The sequence below is a fragment of the Paraburkholderia sp. BL18I3N2 genome (assembly GCF_003001875.1).
GTDB classification, from domain to species: Bacteria; Pseudomonadota; Gammaproteobacteria; order Burkholderiales; family Burkholderiaceae; genus Paraburkholderia; species Paraburkholderia phytofirmans.
The window spans coordinates 65,320-82,391 of sequence record NZ_PVNC01000009.1; the positions used below are offsets into that span (position 1 = coordinate 65,320).

Annotated in this window: 16 protein-coding genes; 7 read left to right on the forward strand and 9 right to left on the reverse strand. The window is 64.0% G+C overall.

Annotated features, from left to right (window positions below; all coding sequences use genetic code 11):
- Positions 1 to 10: 10 nt before the first annotated feature.
- From tpx to B0G75_RS23255, 8 genes are all read right to left on the reverse strand, one after another.
- The gene (gene tpx, locus B0G75_RS23220) at positions 11 to 511 is read right to left on the reverse strand and encodes a thiol peroxidase (RefSeq protein WP_106310960.1); all 501 of its coding nucleotides are present in this window, start codon (positions 509 to 511) and stop codon (positions 11 to 13) included.
- 73 nt (positions 512 to 584) lie between these two features.
- Positions 585 to 1,958 (reverse strand): zinc-ribbon and DUF3426 domain-containing protein, encoded by a 1,374-nt coding sequence (locus tag B0G75_RS23225; protein ID WP_106310963.1) that lies wholly within the window; start codon positions 1,956 to 1,958, stop codon positions 585 to 587.
- Positions 1,959 to 2,006: 48 nt separating this feature from the next.
- A complete protein-coding gene (prmA, locus tag B0G75_RS23230; RefSeq protein ID WP_012434381.1) occupies positions 2,007 to 2,909 on the reverse strand; it encodes a 50S ribosomal protein L11 methyltransferase in 903 nt (300 codons plus the stop codon).
- Between the two features lie 3 nt (positions 2,910 to 2,912).
- Positions 2,913 to 4,280, reverse strand: coding sequence for an acetyl-CoA carboxylase biotin carboxylase subunit (accC, locus tag B0G75_RS23235; RefSeq protein ID WP_020071265.1), 1,368 nt, complete (start codon positions 4,278 to 4,280; stop codon positions 2,913 to 2,915).
- Positions 4,281 to 4,398: 118 nt separating this feature from the next.
- Positions 4,399 to 4,869, reverse strand: coding sequence for an acetyl-CoA carboxylase biotin carboxyl carrier protein (gene accB, locus B0G75_RS23240; RefSeq protein WP_106310966.1), 471 nt, complete (start codon positions 4,867 to 4,869; stop codon positions 4,399 to 4,401).
- 68 nt (positions 4,870 to 4,937) lie between these two features.
- The gene (aroQ, locus tag B0G75_RS23245; protein WP_063497372.1) at positions 4,938 to 5,393 is read right to left on the reverse strand and encodes a type II 3-dehydroquinate dehydratase; all 456 of its coding nucleotides are present in this window, start codon (positions 5,391 to 5,393) and stop codon (positions 4,938 to 4,940) included.
- Positions 5,394 to 5,587: 194 nt separating this feature from the next.
- Positions 5,588 to 6,139 carry a TlpA disulfide reductase family protein gene (locus B0G75_RS23250; protein WP_106310969.1) on the reverse strand — a complete coding sequence of 184 codons (552 nt, stop codon included), beginning with the start codon at positions 6,137 to 6,139 and terminating at the stop codon, positions 5,588 to 5,590.
- 10 nt (positions 6,140 to 6,149) lie between these two features.
- Entirely contained in the window at positions 6,150 to 6,803 is a 654-nt protein-coding gene (locus tag B0G75_RS23255) for a UDP-N-acetylmuramate--alanine ligase (protein WP_106310972.1), read from the reverse strand.
- 278 nt (positions 6,804 to 7,081) lie between these two features.
- Here B0G75_RS23255 and mpl point away from each other — a divergent pair, with 278 nt between their 5' ends.
- The 5 genes from mpl to mtgA all read left to right on the forward strand — a co-directional run bounded on the left by mpl (position 7,082) and on the right by mtgA (position 13,031).
- Positions 7,082 to 8,476, forward strand: coding sequence for a UDP-N-acetylmuramate:L-alanyl-gamma-D-glutamyl-meso-diaminopimelate ligase (mpl, locus tag B0G75_RS23260; RefSeq protein ID WP_106310975.1), 1,395 nt, complete (start codon positions 7,082 to 7,084; stop codon positions 8,474 to 8,476).
- A complete protein-coding gene (locus tag B0G75_RS23265; RefSeq protein WP_106310978.1) occupies positions 8,473 to 9,075 on the forward strand; it encodes a YqiA/YcfP family alpha/beta fold hydrolase in 603 nt (200 codons plus the stop codon). Before mpl ends, B0G75_RS23265 begins: the two co-directional genes overlap by 4 nt.
- 206 nt (positions 9,076 to 9,281) lie before the next feature.
- Positions 9,282 to 11,399 carry a ribonuclease catalytic domain-containing protein gene (locus B0G75_RS23270; RefSeq protein WP_106310981.1) on the forward strand — a complete coding sequence of 706 codons (2,118 nt, stop codon included), beginning with the start codon at positions 9,282 to 9,284 and terminating at the stop codon, positions 11,397 to 11,399.
- A complete protein-coding gene (gene aroE / locus B0G75_RS23275) occupies positions 11,396 to 12,259 on the forward strand; it encodes a shikimate dehydrogenase (protein WP_106310984.1) in 864 nt (287 codons plus the stop codon). The genes B0G75_RS23270 and aroE overlap by 4 nt, the downstream gene beginning before the upstream one ends.
- A gap of 49 nt (positions 12,260 to 12,308) precedes the next feature.
- Positions 12,309 to 13,031, forward strand: coding sequence for a monofunctional biosynthetic peptidoglycan transglycosylase (mtgA, locus tag B0G75_RS23280; RefSeq protein ID WP_106310987.1), 723 nt, complete (start codon positions 12,309 to 12,311; stop codon positions 13,029 to 13,031).
- A gap of 428 nt (positions 13,032 to 13,459) precedes the next feature.
- Here mtgA and B0G75_RS23290 read toward each other — a convergent pair whose 3' ends face one another.
- On the reverse strand, positions 13,460 to 13,912 hold the full coding sequence (locus B0G75_RS23290; RefSeq protein WP_106310989.1) for a hypothetical protein: 453 nt from the start codon (positions 13,910 to 13,912) through the stop codon (positions 13,460 to 13,462).
- 1,084 nt (positions 13,913 to 14,996) lie between these two features.
- On the opposite strand from B0G75_RS23290, the gene B0G75_RS23300 reads away from it, so the two are divergent.
- Entirely contained in the window at positions 14,997 to 15,989 is a 993-nt protein-coding gene (locus B0G75_RS23300; protein WP_106310992.1) for an IclR family transcriptional regulator, read from the forward strand.
- Positions 15,986 to 17,038: a 2-dehydro-3-deoxygalactonokinase gene (locus tag B0G75_RS23305; protein WP_106310995.1), complete on the forward strand. Its 1,053-nt coding sequence runs from the start codon at positions 15,986 to 15,988 to the stop codon at positions 17,036 to 17,038. Before B0G75_RS23300 ends, B0G75_RS23305 begins: the two co-directional genes overlap by 4 nt.
- The last annotated feature ends 34 nt before the right edge of the window (positions 17,039 to 17,072 follow it).

Sequence of the window (17,072 nt, forward strand, 5' to 3'; positions counted from 1 at the left end):
CGCGAAGGTGTTACTTCAGCGCGGCGAGGGCTGCGTCGTAGTTCGGTTCGTCCTTGATTTCGCCGACCAGTTCAGCGTGAACGACCTTGTCGTTCTCGTCGACGACCACCACAGCGCGTGCCGTCAGGCCGGTCAGCGGGCCGCTCGTCACGTCGACGCCGTAGGCTTGCGCGAACTCATGGCCGCGGAACGTGGACGCCGTGACGACGTTCTCGATGCCTTCGGTCGTGCAGAAGCGCGAGGCGGCGAACGGCAGGTCGCCCGACACGACGATCACGGCCGTGTTGGTCAGCTTGGCGGCGGCTTCGTTGAACTTGCGGGTCGAGGTGGCGCAGGTCGGCGTGTCGAGGCTCGGGACAATGTTCAGCACTTTGCGCTTGCCGGCGAAATCGGCGAGCGACACCGGCTTCAGATCCTTGCCGACCAGCGAGAAGGCGGGAGCGGCCTGGCCCACCGACGGGAACGTGCCGGCCACTTCGATCGGGTTGCCACCCAGCGTAACTTGACTCATGTTGTCGTGCTCCGAAAATTCGTCAGGATTGACGGTGAACGCGCCCGGTCAGTGCCGGGCGCGCGGGAAAGCGTTACGGATAAAAAATCTGTACGCGGAAATTGGAAGCGACCGCATTGCCCGTGTCGAGATGCACGATCATGGTCTGGGTCGTATGCGCGGGCAGGCCGGCCGCGATCTGCGTGCCGGGCGGAACGTAGTCTTGCGGCCACAGCACGCGGCGCACCGCGACGTTGTTCTGGTCGTCGAGCAGCGTGAGTTCGATGGCCGGATAGGCGAGCGCGATGTTGAAGCGATTGCGCAGCGGCATCTTCAGTTCGAGCTTGTGCGGACCGTCGATCTGCCGCAGATCGGACGGTTCGACCTGCAAGCCGTCGATGTCGTGCGGCGGCGCGACCTGGCAGCCGAGCGTCAAGCAGGCCTTCGCATAGAGCGTCTGCGAGCGCGGGAAATACACCATCACCGTTTCGCGTTGCCACCAGGCGAGCTGCGCGAGCAGCGCGATGATCAACAACGCCGCCACCACCGAGCCGGCGATGATCCAGCCCATGCGCCGCGGTTCGGCCGGGCGGGTCTCGCGCACCACGGGGAAGGGATCGGGGCCGTCGTTGACGGGCTGCACGAAGAAGGGTTCGCCGCTGGCGGAGACCGGGCCGGCGGCGGGGCTGGCAGGGGCAAAGGGCGTCGCGGCTGCGGCTGTAGCTGCGCCCGCTGCACCTGCTGCACGTGGATGGGTCGCGCCTACACCGGACGCACCTACACCGGACGCACCTACACCGGACGCACCTACACCGGCCGCGCCTAAGCCGGCCGCACCTAAGCCGGCCGCACCGAAACGCGGCTCATTGTCAGGAATGCCATACAAGGTAGCCGGCTCGTCCAGAACCGGCTCTTCGAGCGGTTCGCTTGGCACCGCGTCGGGAGCCCGCTCGGTCTTGTGCCACACACGCGGCGCTTCGGTATCTTCCTCGGGCGGGTCCAGGTGATACGCGAACGGGTCGAGCGGCGCGTCCGCGAGCAGTGGTTCATCGTCCGGAGGAAGCGGTGCGTTGGAGGCGCCGGGCGGCAGTTCAGGCTCCGTGGCATGGCGCGGCGTGACGGCGACGCCCGCGCCGGTCGAGACCGGCGAGAGCGGCACATTGCCGGCGTTGTGGCGCAGACGGTCGTCGATGGCGGCGTCGGGCGCGGCCGCCCACGGGTCCCAGGCTTCGGCGCTGAAGTCGGGGCCTTTCGGCCGCACGCCCGAGAGCGCTTCTATCGCCGCAGCCGCGGCGACCGGTTTCGCGGTGGAAAAATCACCGCCTTCGCTGATGTCGAACAGGCTGCTCGATGCGTCGAATACTTCATGGCAATGTCCGCAGCGCACGAGGCCGCGGCGCAGCGCAAGCTGTTCCGTTTGCAGACGAAAGACGGTTTCGCAGAAGGGGCAACGCGTCGCCAGGAGCATATTGAGCCGGTGAGCCGGAAGGCCGTTGGTTGGACAATACGCCTTATTCTAATGGCTTTCGCGACGCGTTCCCGACAGGCATACCCAACCTTCGTGTTCGCGCCATACGCTGATGTCGATCCACCGTGAGTAGACCTGCGCGACCTCGTCCGCTTGCCGCGCCAGTATGCCGGACAGCGCGATCTTGCCGCCCGGCTTGACCTTCGACGTGAGCATCGAGGCCATCAGTTTGAGCGGGTTGGAGAGGATATTGGCGACCACGATATCGAACTCGCCGGTGGGGCATTCGTCGGGCAGGCCGTAGATGACTTCCGCGCGGTTGCGCTCGCTATTGTGACGCGCCGACTCGACCGCTTGCGGATCGATGTCGATGCCGTACACGGGATTCGCGCCGCACTTTTTCGCGAGGATCGCGAGGATGCCGGAGCCGCAACCGTAGTCGAGCACGGACTGCTCGGGCTGCACCGACTGCTCCAGCCATTCCATGCAAAGCCGCGTAGTGGGATGGCTGCCGGTGCCGAAGGCGAGCCCAGGATCCAGCTCCAGCACCAATGCTTCGGGGTCCGGCGCATCGTGCCATGACGGCACGACCCAGATGCGTTCGCCGATCTTGATCGGATCGAACTGCGACTGCGTGAGCCGCACCCAATCCTGATCTTCGACTTCACGCACGGTGAACGACGGCGCCGCCGGGAGGCCGATTTCATTGGCCGCGGCGGTGAGCAACACAGCCGGCTCGTGCTCCGGCGCGAGCAGCGCGATCACGCGCGAACGCTGCCACGCCGTGCGATCCGGCGTGAGACCGGGTTCGCCGAACAGCGGCTGTTCGTCGGGCGTGTCGGCGTCCGCATCTTCGACCGACACGGACAACGCGCCCAACTCGAGCAGCGCGTCGGAGAATTCCTCCGCGTGCTCGCGTGCCAGCTCGGCGATCAGTTCCCGGTAGCTCATGAGTTACGCTTCTTCCGGCGCGGCCTGCAGCTTCGCGGCCAACCGGTTTTCGAGGTAATGAATGCTGGTGCCGCCTTCGACGAATTTCGCGTCCAGCATCAGTTCGCGGTGCAGCGGGATGTTGGTCTGAATGCCTTCCACCACCATCTCCGACAACGCGATGCGCATGCGCTTGATCGCCTGTTCGCGCGTCGCGCCGTAAGCGATCAGCTTGCCGATCATCGAATCATAGTTCGGCGGCACGAAATAGCCATTGTAGGCATGCGAGTCGACGCGAATGCCGGGGCCGCCCGGCATGTGCCACGACGTCAGACGTCCCGGCGACGGAATGAACTTGAACGGATCTTCCGCATTGATCCGGCATTCGATCGCGTGACCCTTGAACACGATGTCGCGCTGACGGAAGGCAAGCTTCTCGCCGGCCGCGATGCGGATCTGTTCCTGCACGATGTCGACGCCCGTGATCAGCTCCGTGACCGGATGCTCGACCTGCACGCGCGTGTTCATTTCGATGAAGTAGAACTCGCCGTTTTCGTACAGGAATTCGAACGTACCCGCGCCGAGATAGCCCATCTTCTTGCAGGCGTCCGCGCAACGATCGCCGATGCGGTCGATCAGGCGGCGCGCGATACCCGGCGCCGGCGCTTCTTCGATCACTTTCTGGTGACGGCGCTGCATCGAGCAGTCACGTTCGCCCAGCCAGACGGCGTTCTTGAACGAATCGGACAGCACCTGAATTTCGATGTGCCGCGGGTTCTCCAGGAATTTCTCCATGTAGACCTGCGGGTTACCGAACGCACGGCCGGCTTCTTCGCGCGTCATGTTGACCGCGTTGACGAGCGCCGCTTCCGTGTGGACCACGCGCATGCCGCGGCCACCGCCGCCGCCGGCCGCCTTGATGATGACCGGATAGCCGACCTGGCGGGCAATCTTCACGATCTCTTTCGGATCTTCCGGCAACGCGCCTTCCGAACCCGGCACGCAAGGCACGCCGGTTTTGATCATGGTCTGCTTGGCCGTGACCTTGTCACCCATCATCCGGATCGTTTCCGGGCGCGGGCCGATGAAGGTAAAGCCGGACTGTTCGACACGTTCGGCGAAGTCGGCGTTTTCCGAGAGGAAGCCGTAGCCGGGGTGGATCGCTTCGGCGTCGGTGACTTCCGCCGCGCTGATCAGCGCGGGCATGTTCAGATAGCTCAGATTCGAAGGCGCCGGGCCGATACAGACGGCCTCGTCGGCGAGCTTCACGTACTTGGCTTCCTTGTCGGCTTCGGAATAAACGACGACCGTCTTGACGCCGAGTTCGCGGCAGGCGCGCTGGATACGAAGCGCGATCTCGCCACGATTGGCAATGAGGATTTTTTCAAACATAGCGGTTTTTCGACTCATCAATGGGCGCCGGGTTGCTCACAACGCCGGCTGCCTCAGAGGATCGGTCGCGCGCCTGGGGACAATGGGCGCGCGGGCGGCATGCGTAAAGCGTGCCGCGTCAGCCGACCACGAACAGCGGTTGGCCGTACTCGACCGCCTGACCGTTTTCGACGAGGATTTCCTTCACCACGCCGGACTTGTCCGACTCGATTTCGTTGAGCAGCTTCATCGCTTCGATAATGCAGATCGTCTGGCCTTCCTTGACCGTGTCGCCCACCTGGACGAACGGATCGGCGCCCGGGGACGGCGCGCGGTAGAAGGTGCCGACCATGGGCGAGGTCACCACATGGCCTTGCGGCGCGGCGGCGGCCGGCGTGGCCGGTGCGGCTGCCGCCGCGGCCGGCACTTCGCCACCGATTGCCGGTGCCGGCTGCGCGTATTGCGGCGCATACGAGGCGGACGGCTGCACGTAAACCGGCGGCGCATTCTTGACGATGCGGACCTTGCCTTCGCCCTCGGTCACTTCGAGTTCGGAAATACCGGACTCCGAGACGAGGTCGATCAGAGTTTTCAGTTTACGTAAGTCCATCAGGCAGCCCCTTTAATGCGAAAAGTGCCGGCGCGTACGCAGCCGGCGCAAATTAGACGTGTTTGGAATCAGCCGCGCGACGAGCCGGCTGACAGCCGGTCGAGCGCGAATTCGAGCGCGTACAGATATCCCTTCCAGCCGAGGCCGCAAATCACGCCCTCGGCCTGGTCGGAGAAATACGAGTGATGCCGGAACGGTTCGCGACGATGCACGTTCGACAGATGAATCTCGACGAACGGGATGCCGACCCCCGCCAGTGCGTCCCGAATGGCCACGCTGGTGTGCGTGTACGCGGCGGGATTGATCAGTATGAAATCGGTTTTTTCAGTCCGCGCGGATTGGATTCGGTCCACCAGAGCGCCTTCGTGATTGCTCTGGAACGACGCGAGTTCGACGCCTGCGTCCGCTGCGCGGTCCGCCAGCGCCTGATCGATCTGCGGCAAGGTCACGCGACCGTAGACCTCGGGTTCCCGGGTGCCGAGAAGGTTGAGGTTGGGTCCGTGCAGTACCAGCAGTCGCGTCATGGTCGCTTCTTTTTCCGTGGAATTGGGCGCACTTTAGCGCTGATTAGAGAAACTTGTCTAGTTTCGCGCACGTATGGATCGATGCGGGCGGCGCCTTGCGGCCGCGCCGGGCGCCCATCTTCTCTCAAATCCGCGGAATTTGTGCGTAATTTCACGCCTTCCGCAGGTAATCGAGCGTTAAAAGAATGTGAAATTTAAAGCGTATCGAGCGTCTGTTTCAGCGCTTGCGGGTCGATTTGTCCTAATTTTGTCGAGCGAATGTTGCCTTTTGCGTCGATTACGACGGTAAACGGCAGCCCGCCCGCAGTATTGCCGAACGCGCGCGCAAGGTCGGCACCGCCGAAGCCGGTGATATAGATCGGGTACGCCACTTTCACTTTCTGCAGGAACGCCTGAACGTTTTTCTCGGAATCGACGCCAAGTCCGACGAACTGGATGCCTTTTTTCGCGTAGTCGCGTTGAAGCTGCGACAAAGCCGGCGTTTCCTCGACACAAGGCCCGCACCACGAGGCCCAGAAGTTGACGACGATTGGGTGCCCTTTAAGCACACTTAGCGTTTGTGGCTTGCCGTCCACCGTCGTGACGGCGGCTGTCCAGAGTTGCCCGACCGCGCTCTGAGAAGAGGCTGGTTGCGCGGCGTGCGCGACTTCCTCGACACCGCCGTTCAGCCAGTGGTTGGCCAGTACACCGCCGCCCGCGGCGGCGATGGCGACGCACGCGCCCGCCAGAATCCGTCTCGTATTCATCTTGGTCAGTCTAGTTGGTTGTTGGGGCGACGCCGCTACCGTCGAGCAGCGTCTGCACTGCCTGCAGATTCGCGCGCGCCGTGCGGCCGCGCGCGTCGGCACGCACCGCGCCGCGCAGGTCGTCCGTCTCGTAGAGCGCGACGTGCACGCCGACCGGCTCCGCCTCGCGCCCTTCATTCGTGGGGCGCCACAGGAAGCTGAGCGTCTCGACATAGCCGCGGCCGGCGAAATGCCGCGTTTCGGAGACGTCGTACTGAATGTCCGCGTTCAGAAAATAGATCGCGACTTCCTTCGGGTTGTCGCAGAACACCTGAAGGTGAATATCCGAGTGCTCGCCGGCGGTGCCGCCCAGCACCGCGCCGGTCAAATAAGGATTGAACGGCGCAAGCCGTTCCATCCAGTCGACCGCGATGCGGCGCAGCCGCCGCAGCAGCGCGGGCTGGCTGTCGCCCTGGAACAGCGACTGATATTCGCGGATTTCTTCTTCAATCTGGTCGTTATCCGGCAGCCATTCGCCGGCAACACGGCTCTCGCCGACCACCTGGCGGGCGGCTTTGCGCTTCGCCGTGGCGTAGTCCAGACCGTCTTCGGCGATCATGCGGGCAGCCGCGATGGCGATTTCCTCGCGCACGCGCTGCGGATCGAAGTGTGATTTGCGAACCATCCCCCGATCATACTAGAGATTGACGACGGCCTTTCCTGGCGGGTCGCGCAGCGCGCCGGGCGCGGCGGCGCGGGCGAGCGCGCATAGGGCGATCGAAAGGCGTCGGTTACAATAGCGTCCTTTGCAGACGGTCGTTTCGGCCGCTCTTCTGCGCTCCCATCCCTCTCAGGAAAACGCCGGGCCGCGCCCACTTTTCTTGCCCCCTCGGGGGACTGGCGCGAAGCGCCGGACTAGTAGGGGCCCTTCCAGGAAAAACGCCCGCGCGGCACGACAGGCTTATGCACATCCACATTCTCGGTATCTGCGGCACGTTCATGGGCGGTCTCGCGGTCCTCGCGCGCGGCGCGGGCCACACCGTGACGGGCTGCGACGCCGGCGTCTATCCGCCCATGAGCACCCAGCTCGAGGCGCAAGGCATTGGCCTGATTGAAGGCTACGACGCGGACCAGTTGAACGGCCTGAACGCGGACCTGTTCGTGATCGGCAATGTGGTCTCGCGCGGCAACCCGCTGATGGAAGCCATTCTCGACCGCGGCCTGCCGTACACCTCGGGCCCGCAATGGCTCGGCGAACATGTGCTGAATGGCAAATGGGTGCTGGCGGTGGCCGGCACGCACGGCAAGACGACAACCAGTTCGATGCTGACGTGGCTGCTCGAAGACGCCGGCCTCAATCCGGGTTTTCTGATCGGCGGCGTGCCGCTGAATTTCGGCGTGTCCGCGCGGCTGACCGATTCCAGCTTCTTCGTGATCGAAGCCGACGAGTACGACACGGCCTTCTTCGACAAGCGCTCCAAGTTCGTCCACTACCGGCCCAAGACCGCGGTGCTGAACAACCTCGAATTCGATCACGCCGACATCTTCCCGGATCTGGGCGCGATCGAAACGCAGTTCCATCACCTGATCCGGACCGTGCCGGGCATCGGCCGAGTGGTCACGAACGGTCGTGAAGACGCGCTCGAGCGCGTGCTGACGCGCGGCTGCTGGAGCGAAGTGGAGCGCTTCGGCGTGCAGGGCGGCTGGCAAACCCTGCCGGCGGAAGACGGCGTGCCGGTCGACGAGCGTTTCGCCGTCTATCACAACAGTGCGCGCGTCGGCGTGGTCGAGTGGCAGGTGCAAGGCGAGCACAACCGCATGAACGCGCTGGCCGCGATCGCCGCCGCACGCCATGTCGGCGTGCCGCCGGCGCAGGCCGCCCGGTCGCTGGCGAGCTTTCGCAACGTCAAGCGGCGCATGGAAGTGCGCGGCAGCGTCGACGGTGTGACCGTGTACGACGACTTCGCGCATCACCCGACCGCCATCGACACGACCGTGGCCGGGTTGCGCGCCCGCGTCGGCCGCGACAACACGCGGATTCTCGCCGTGCTGGAACCGCGCTCGAACACCATGAAGCTCGGCGTGATGAAAGCGCAATTGCCGGCCAGTCTCGCCGACGCCGACCTCGTATTCGGCTACGGCGCGCCGAGCGGCCGCGACGCGCTCGGCTGGAATCTCGGCGAGGCGCTCGCGCCGCTCGGCGGCAAGGCACAGGCTTTCGACAATCTCGACGCGCTGGTCAAAGCGGTAGTCCACGCAGCGCGCCCCGGCGACCAGGTTCTGGTGATGAGCAACGGCGGCTTCGGCGGCGTGCATCAGAAACTGCTCGACGCCCTTTCCGCGCGAGGCGCTTCGTGATCCTTTATCTGCACGGTTTTCGCTCGTCACCCAATTCGTTCAAGGCGCGCGTGCTGGCGGCGCGGCTCGTCGAACTCGGCCGCAGCGACGAATGGTGCTGTCCGATGTTGCCGGTTTCGCCGTTCGAGACCGTGGCGCTCGCCGAATCGCTGGTGGCTGCGGCCCAGCCGAAAAACGTCACGCTGATCGGCAGTTCGCTCGGCGGCTATTTCGCCACGCATCTGGCTGAAAAGCACGGCTGGCCGGCGGTGTTACTGAACCCGGCGGTCGTGCCGCAGCGCGATCTGAGCGCCTATCTCGGCGAGCAGCCGTTGTGGCATGGCGGCGGCAGCATCGTCGTCGAGCCGCATCATCTGGATGAGTTGCGCGCGCTCGGCGTCGCCGAGATCACGCGGCCCGAACGCTACTATTTGATGGCCGCCACCGGCGACGAGGTGCTCGACTACCGCGAAATGCTTGCGCACTATCCCGGCGCACGGACTACGCTGATCGAAGGGAGCGACCACGCGATCAGCGAGTTTGCGCAATACGTCGACGACGTGCTGGCCTTTTGCGACGCGGAAGACGTCGAGCCGCCGGCGCCGCGCGAAGCCGCTTGAAGCCGCTTGATGTCGCGATAAGTCACGTCACGCCGGGCGTTCCGGCAGCGCGGCAGTTGCCGCGCATCATGAGTCATGCCGCAGGCGCGCGCGTACCGCGCCGCGGATCCACTACCACGAACACGTTGCCGTGCCGCGCACGCGATGACCGATCGCTGAACCAGATCGGGCGCGCCGGCAGATGCAAGTCAGAACGAGAGTATTGAGTGAACGTTTTCTTTGAGGAATCGGGCAGTTTCAAGGCCGGCAGCGTGCTGTCGCGCCAGGGCGATGCTTTTCAGGTCGAGTTGCCGGGCGGCCGGCGCGCCAAGGTGCGCGCGAAAGACGTGCTGATCGAATTCGAAAAGCCGAGCGCGGCCGAGCTGATGCAACAGGCCGACGCCGCCGCGCAGGAGATCGATCTGGACTTCCTGTGGGAGTGCGCGCCTGACGACGAATTTCCGTTCGCGACCCTCGGCGCCGAATATTTCGGCGAAAGCTTCGGGTCGATCGAGCGCGCCGCGCTGGTGTTGCGCATGCATGGCTCGCCGGTGTACTTCCGCCGCAAGGGCCGCGGCATGTATCAGCGCGCGCCGCAGGAACAACTGAAGATGGCGCTCGCCGGCCTCGAGCGCAAACGCCAGCAGGCGCTGGTGCAAGCCGGTTACGAAGACGAGCTGAAAGCCGGCCGCTTGCCTGAAGCCTTCACTGGCAGCAAGGCGCTGGGACTGTTGACCAAGCCGGACAAGAACACGATCGAGTACAAAGCGCTCGAAGCCGCGGCGGCGGCGCGCGGTATTTCGCAAGCGCGTCTGATGCTGGAAAACGGCGCCATTCCGTCGGCGCGCGCGCTGCACGAAGCGAAATTCCTCTCTGAGTTTTTCCCGCACGGCACGGGCTTTCCCCCCGTTACCGTCGGCAGCTTGCCGGAGGATCTGCCCGAAGCGAACGTGCAGGCGTTTTCGATCGACGACATCACCACGACTGAAATCGACGATGCCTTCTCCGTCGAGCATCTGGCCGATGGCCGCGTGCGGATCGGCGTGCACATCGCCGCGCCGGCGCTCGGCATTCAGCGGGGCGACGAGGTGGATGCGATCGCGCGCACGCGTCTGTCGACCGTGTATATGCCGGGCGACAAGATCACCATGCTGCCCGACAGCGTGGTCGAAGCGTTTACGCTGGCCGAAGGCGGCTTGCGTCCGGCGCTCTCGCTGTATGTGATCGTCAATCGCGAGACGCAGGAGATCGTCGCGAGCGAAACGCGCGCCGAGCGCGTGTTCGTGAAGAACAACCTGCGCCACAACACGCTCGACGAGCTGGTCACCGAAGAGGCGCTCGCCGCCGGCAGCGGCGACTATCCGCACAAGGACGATATCGCCGTGCTGTGGCCGTTCGCGCAGGCGCTGTTCGAAAAGCGCCAGGCCGCGCGCGCCGGTTACGGTTTGCGTCGCGAAGTGCAGCGCAACACCGACTTCAACTTCTACGTGGAAGGCGAGCACATCACGATCACGCCGCGCCGGCGTGGGTCGCCGCTCGATACGATCGTCGCCGAACTGGCGATTCTCGCAAATTCGTCGTGGGGCGCGTTCCTGCATGACCACGGCGTGCCAGGCATTTACCGCACGCAACGCGCATTCGGCGCGCCGACCGGCCCGAAGCGTACGCGCATGCAGACCAACGCCGCGCCGCACGAAGGCCTCGGCGTCACGCAGTACGCGTGGAGCACGTCGCCGCTGCGCCGTTACGTCGACCTGGTGAACCAGTGGCAGCTGATTGCCTGCGTGCAGCATGGCGTGACCGCGAAACTGGCCGCGCCGTTCAAGCCCAAAGACGCCGATCTGTTCGCCGTCGTGCAAGGTTTCGACGATACGTACACCGCGTATGCCGATCATCAGCGTCGCATGGAATATTTCTGGTGTCTGCGCTGGCTGAAGCAGGAGAACAGAAAGCAGGTGGTGGCGTCGGTGGTGAAGGGCGATCTGGTGCGTCTTGAAGAGATTCCGCTGCTTCTGCATGTGCCGGGCCTCGGTGTGCACGCGCGCGGCACGCGTTTGCAGATGGAAGTGATGTCGATCGATGAGTTGACCGTCGAAGCGTCCGTGCGTCTGCTGCACGTGCTCGACGCGCCGACGGTGACGAGCGGCAGCGAGGCTGAAGAAGCGGACGAGGGCGAAGAGGAGATTATCGACGCCGCGGACGAGAGCGCCGAAGGCGAAGCCGAGGCGCAGGCCGAAGCCGAACTCGACGGCAACGACGCGGCTGCCGTGAAGGACGACGCCGAAAGCAGCGAGGGTGCGGACGGTGCCGCTACGCATCAGCACATTGCGGAGCCGGGACGATGAACACCCAGGATTCACGCGACCGCTACGCGGTCATCGGCAACCCGGTCGGCCACAGCAAGTCGCCGTTCATTCATGGGCGCTTCGCCGCGCAGACCGGCGAGGCCGTCGAGTACGGCCACCTGCTCGCGCCGGTTGATGCGTTCGTGCCGCACGTGCGGGCCTTTATCGACGCAGGCGGGCGCGGGCTGAACGTGACCGTGCCGTTCAAGCTCGACGCGCATGCCTTTGCAGACACGTTGTCGCCGCGCGCGGCGGCGGCGGGCGCGGTGAATACGTTGCGTATCGACGCGAACGGTGTCTACGGCGACAACACGGACGGCTTCGGTCTCGTGCGTGACATCGAGGTGAATCTCGGTGTGTCCTTGAAGGGCGCGCGCATTCTGTTGCTGGGCGCGGGCGGCGCCGCGCGCGGCGTGGTGCTGCCGATGCTGGACCGCGCGCCGCATACGTTGACCATCGTCAATCGCACGGCGGAAAAGGCCGAGGCGCTGGTGGCTCAATTCGCGCAAGCCGCGCGTGACGCCGCGTGCCAATTGAGCGGCGGCAGTGCGCGGGCGATCGAGGCGGGCACGTACGACGTGATCGTCAACGCGACGGCGGGCAGTCTGGACGCGTCGCTGCCCGAGTGCGACGACCGCGCGTTCGGCAACGGCACGCTTGCCTACGACATGATGTACGGCGCGCATCCGACGGTCTTCATGGAACACGCGCGGAAGCTCGGCGCGCGCGGCGCCGATGGGCTCGGCATGTTGGTCGAGCAGGCCGCTGAATCGTTTTACGTGTGGCGTGGTGTGCGGCCTGACGGCGCGCCGGTGCTGGCCGAATTGCGCGCGCTGTTGACGGCGCCGTCGCACGCCTAAGGGCGGCGTTTACTTTGCAGCGGCCTATGACACGAGGACTCGACGCACGATGACAGCAACGCGGCGCGTGAGCCGGCCACGTCCGGTGCGATGGATCGTCTATCTGGGCGCCGTGGTGGCGATTGCGTGGCTGGCGACGCAGGCGTTTTACTTCGGGCAGATCGCGGTGTGGAATTACGTTAATCCGCGGAGTACGTCGTTTATGCGGTCGGACGCTTGGCGGTTGTCGCAGGATCGGCCGGATCTTTCAGTGCAGCATACTTGGGTGTCATATGACCAGATTTCGCGGAATCTGAAGCGCGCAATTATCGCTTCTGAGGATGCGAATTTTGTTAATAACAACGGGTATGAGACCGACGCTATTTTGCAGGCCTGGGAGCGGAATAAGGCTAAGGGCAAGATTGTTCGCGGTGGGTCGACCATTACTCAGCAGTTGGCGCGGAATTTGTTCTTGTCGCGGGAAAAGAGTTATATCCGCAAGGGACAGGAACTCATTATTACCTGGATGCTTGAGACCTTGATGGATAAGGAGCGGATCTTTGAGATTTATCTCAACTCCGTTGAGTGGGGGAATGGGGTTTATGGGGCTGAGGCGGCGGCTCATTATTACTACAAGACGTCGGCGAGTAAGTTGACTGCTGCGCAGTCGGCTCGGTTGGCTGTGATGCTGCCGCAGCCTAAGTATTTTGATGAGCATCGGGGGTCGCAGTATCTGACGCAGCGGGCGCGGGTTATTGCGAGGCGGATGGGGGCGGCTGAGTTGCCCGATTAATGCGGGTTTTTCGCGCTGCGTGGTGGTTTGGTTGGTTTGGATTTAGGTGTTGGCCTTTCCTTGAATTCTTTGTGGTCTATTAGCGTTGCCCCTGTGCGGGGCGGCACCTACTTTCTTTGCCGCGGCAAAGAAAGTAGGCAAAGAAAGCCGCTTCACACCGCCAGCCTTTAAGCGGGCCCCTCGCGCAGTCGCAGTAGTGGTGCATCTGGAATCCGTGTTCTCGCACGTTCGGCGCTAGTGACAAGGCCGTCATACTTCCCGCCTCGCGCTACGCGCTCGCCGGAAGGGTCCGCTCCTAAGCAATGGGTTTCTCTGTGCGCTGTGGGGCCGTCGGCTTCGCCTCGGCTTTGGGCCGTAACGACTTTCTGTATTTGCTGCGCTTCGGTTCGGAGCTTCTTCGAAGCGCCGTATATCGACGTGGAGCTTTGTCAATGCGCTGCTGTCGTTGCTCGCGTGATGGTTCTAAAGCGAGGTTGCCTGTTCTGCATCATTCTTTTTGCGCCGATGCGCTCACGGTCTTCTGATGCCGTCTTTGTGGCCTTTGCCAGAAGGTCTGCTGCGTGGCGCGCTGTAATGCGGCTCTGCGGAATTCCCTTCGCGTCAAGCGCGATTACCTGATACAACTCGCGGTCCGTCTTGACTTCGCGTTGGTAATCCTCGGCCGTGTCGAGCAGCAGTTCCAGTAATTTCCGCTGGCGATGTCTTTCCTCGAGCGTCACAGCTGGACTCCTAACTATCGAGGCCGTGAGTGTGATCAACTTGTCGAGTTGACTCAATTGCCGTTCGACCAATCCGAAAGCAGACAGGGCAAGTTTTTCGTATTGAAGAGCGTCAACGGATGGGCGCGACGTGATTCGAGAGCTTTTGACAGATTTACTCATGGCGCGATCTCCGGTTGCTGACTGGGGGCGCCCGACACGCATTTGCAAGGTGGGTGAGCGGGCACACTGACGGGGTTAACAGACCGGAGCGCAGTACCAAAAACCGGCGAGCCGTGAGGCTCCCCCGCCAAGGCCCGCCCATTGTAAAAAGACGTGCAAAGGCAGCCGCACGGTTGTTTGAGTAATCGTACGGGGTACTACGCTAATAGGCTGTTAAACCTGTATGTCGTGCAACGCACGACAAAAGAAGTTTAATGCGTGTCTCCCCGAAGCGAGCACCTGCGCAGGCTAAAAGGTGTGTGCCGGAATCAATTCAGAATATTCGCAAACCCGAGTTCGCATATTCGACGGCCGCGCTCAGAAGAGGACGCGCGAGCAACTGCTGGACGGGAATCCGCGTCGCGGAGTTGAAAGAACCCGCGACACTGTCGACGACTACACCTCAAATGACTCTTCAAGCACGGCACTTCAGCGCCGCGCCGAGGCAAAGCCGACGGCCCACCGCAAACAAAAAAAACACTGGTGGAAGCAGACCCTTCCGGCGAACGCGCAGCGTGAGGCGGGAAGTATGACGGCCTTGTCACTCGCGCTGAATGTGCGATAGGACAGATTCCAGATGGACCACTACCCCCTCCAAGCCAGGGGCCCCGCTTCTGAGCTAGCGGTGTGAAGCGGCTTTCTTTGCCTACTTTCTTTGCCGCGGCAAAGAAAGTAGGTGCCGCCCCGCACAGGGGCAACGCCAATAGACCACCGTGAATTCAAGGAAAGGCCAACCACCGACAGAACACAGCCCCAAAACCCCGCGCCAGCCCAAAATCCCATTATATGAATCAAAAACTCACATATTGGAGCTTTCTCAAAAACCGCCCTACAATCCACACCAACACGCACAAAGCGCCGCGCGAGCAAAGGGACTCACCCACCGCAAGGCGTCACCTGCGACAGCAAAAAAAACCGGAGACAACGCCCAACCATGCCTAAAAACCAGAGGCAGCACCCCCACGCCCGCAGCACGGCGAGCAACCCAGGCCCACTCTCCGGCCCCGCGCTGTAAGCGCAAAAAACCACCGAAAAGCGAATCGCCATGAACAAAGCGATGCCTACTCACGCCGCGAGCGAAGCCGAATCCGAAGCCGACCAGCCGCCATCCGTCGACCACGCGACTAGCGCCACGCCGCCGCGTCCGTTGTCCCCCGCCGCCAAAACACCGCGCGCGAACGCCAGCATCCACCCGGCCCCGGTGGACGGAATCGCGCTCCCCAGCACGCTGCTCGACATCACCCCGCAACAAGCCGGCACGCAAACGCTCCTGCGTGGCCTGGCGATCCTCGAAGCCGCAGCAGCAGGCGTGCGCGACCTGCGCACTTTCGGCGCCGCGCTCGGCACGACCCGCAGCACCACGCATCGTCTGGTAAGCAGCCTCGTGCAAGCCCGCTACCTGCGCCAGGTGCAAGGCGGCTACCTGCTCGGCCCGAAGCTGATCGAACTCGGCACCATCGCGCTCGAACAGATGCCGCTTACCGCGGTCGCCCGCCAGCATCTCGAATCGCTCGCGGAGCAAACGCTCGACACGATCCACCTCGGCGTGCGCGACGGCGACGACGTCCTGTACATCGACAAAATCCCCGGCACCCGTGGCCTCGAAATGCGCTCGCGCGTCGGTCACCGCATGCCGCTGGCGTCAACGGGGATCGGCAAAGCCATGATGCTCGACCTCACGCCGGACGTCTGGCAGTCGCTCTTCGACGCCTCGCGCCGCGCGCTCGCCAGCGTCAGCTTCAAGCCGGACAACCGCCCGGATGCACAGACCTTCATGCAGCGCATGACCAACTACGCGGCCGGCGGCTACACCTTCGACCTCGAAGAAAACGAAGCGTCGATCCGCTGCGTCGCGGCACCCGTGCGCGATGCGTCGGGCGCGGTCGTGGCGGCGTTGTCGGTGGCGAGCACGATTCCGTACATGTCGCTCGAACGCATGGACGAACTGATTCCGGTCGTGCAGCGCGAAGCGCGCGCGATCTCGGAAGAACTCGGCTGGCGCGCTCCGCAGCCGGCAACCCGCAGGATCAAACGATGAAGCGAGCGGGTTCTCCCACCCAGGCGGCCGGCCATGCCGCAGCCGTTGCGGTCGACGCGAGCCACGAGCACGCCGCGCTGATCGCGCTCGACTGGGGCACGACGTCGCTGCGCGCCTATCTGTACGACGCGTCCGGCAACGTGCTGGCGACGCGCGCATCGACGGCGGGCATCATGAATCTGCCGCGCAGCGCGGAGCAGGGCGGCTTCGACGCGGCCTTCGACGACACCTGCGGCGCCTGGCTCGAACACGCGCCCGCCGCCCCGGTGATCGCCGCAGGCATGGTCGGCAGCGCGCAAGGCTGGCTGGAAGCGCCGTATGTGGACACACCTGCGAGCGCCGATGCGCTGGTGGCCGGCATCGTCCGCGTAAAGGCTGCGTGCGGCGTGACGCTGCATATCGTGCCGGGCGTCCTGCAACGCGGCGAATTGCCCAACGTCATGCGCGGCGAAGAAACGCAAATCTTCGGCGCACTCGGCGAAGAAACGAACACCGCCGACAGCGGCAAGTGCTCCTTGATCGGCCTGCCCGGCACCCACGCGAAATGGGCGGTTGTGCAGGCGGACCGCATCGAACGTTTTCATACCTTCATGACCGGCGAAGTATTTGCGGCACTGCGCGAACACACGATCCTCGGCCGCACGATGCTCACGCCCGATAGCCCGGACACCAGCGCCTTCCTGCATGGCGTGAACATCGCGCGGGAAAAAGGCCAGGCGGGTGTGCTCGCGACCGTGTTCAGTTCGCGCACGCTCGGCCTCACCGGACAACTTTCCCGCGAACAGCAACCGGACTATCTGTCAGGGTTGCTGATCGGCCACGAACTTGCCGGCCTCGACGCCGTGCTTGCACAACAGCAAAGCGCGCTCGCCGGGCAGAGCCTGCGCCTGATCGGCAACGAAGCGCTGTGCGAGCGCTATCGGCTCGCGCTCGCGCAATTCGGCTGCACGCAGGCGGAGCCGGTCAAGCACGCCACCGAGCGCGGCCTGTGGCGCGTCGCCTCGCAGGCGGGACTCGTCAAACCGGCCGCCAAGACGGCGCGCGCCTGACCGGCAGCGCCGCCGCCCACGAAACAAGGAACCG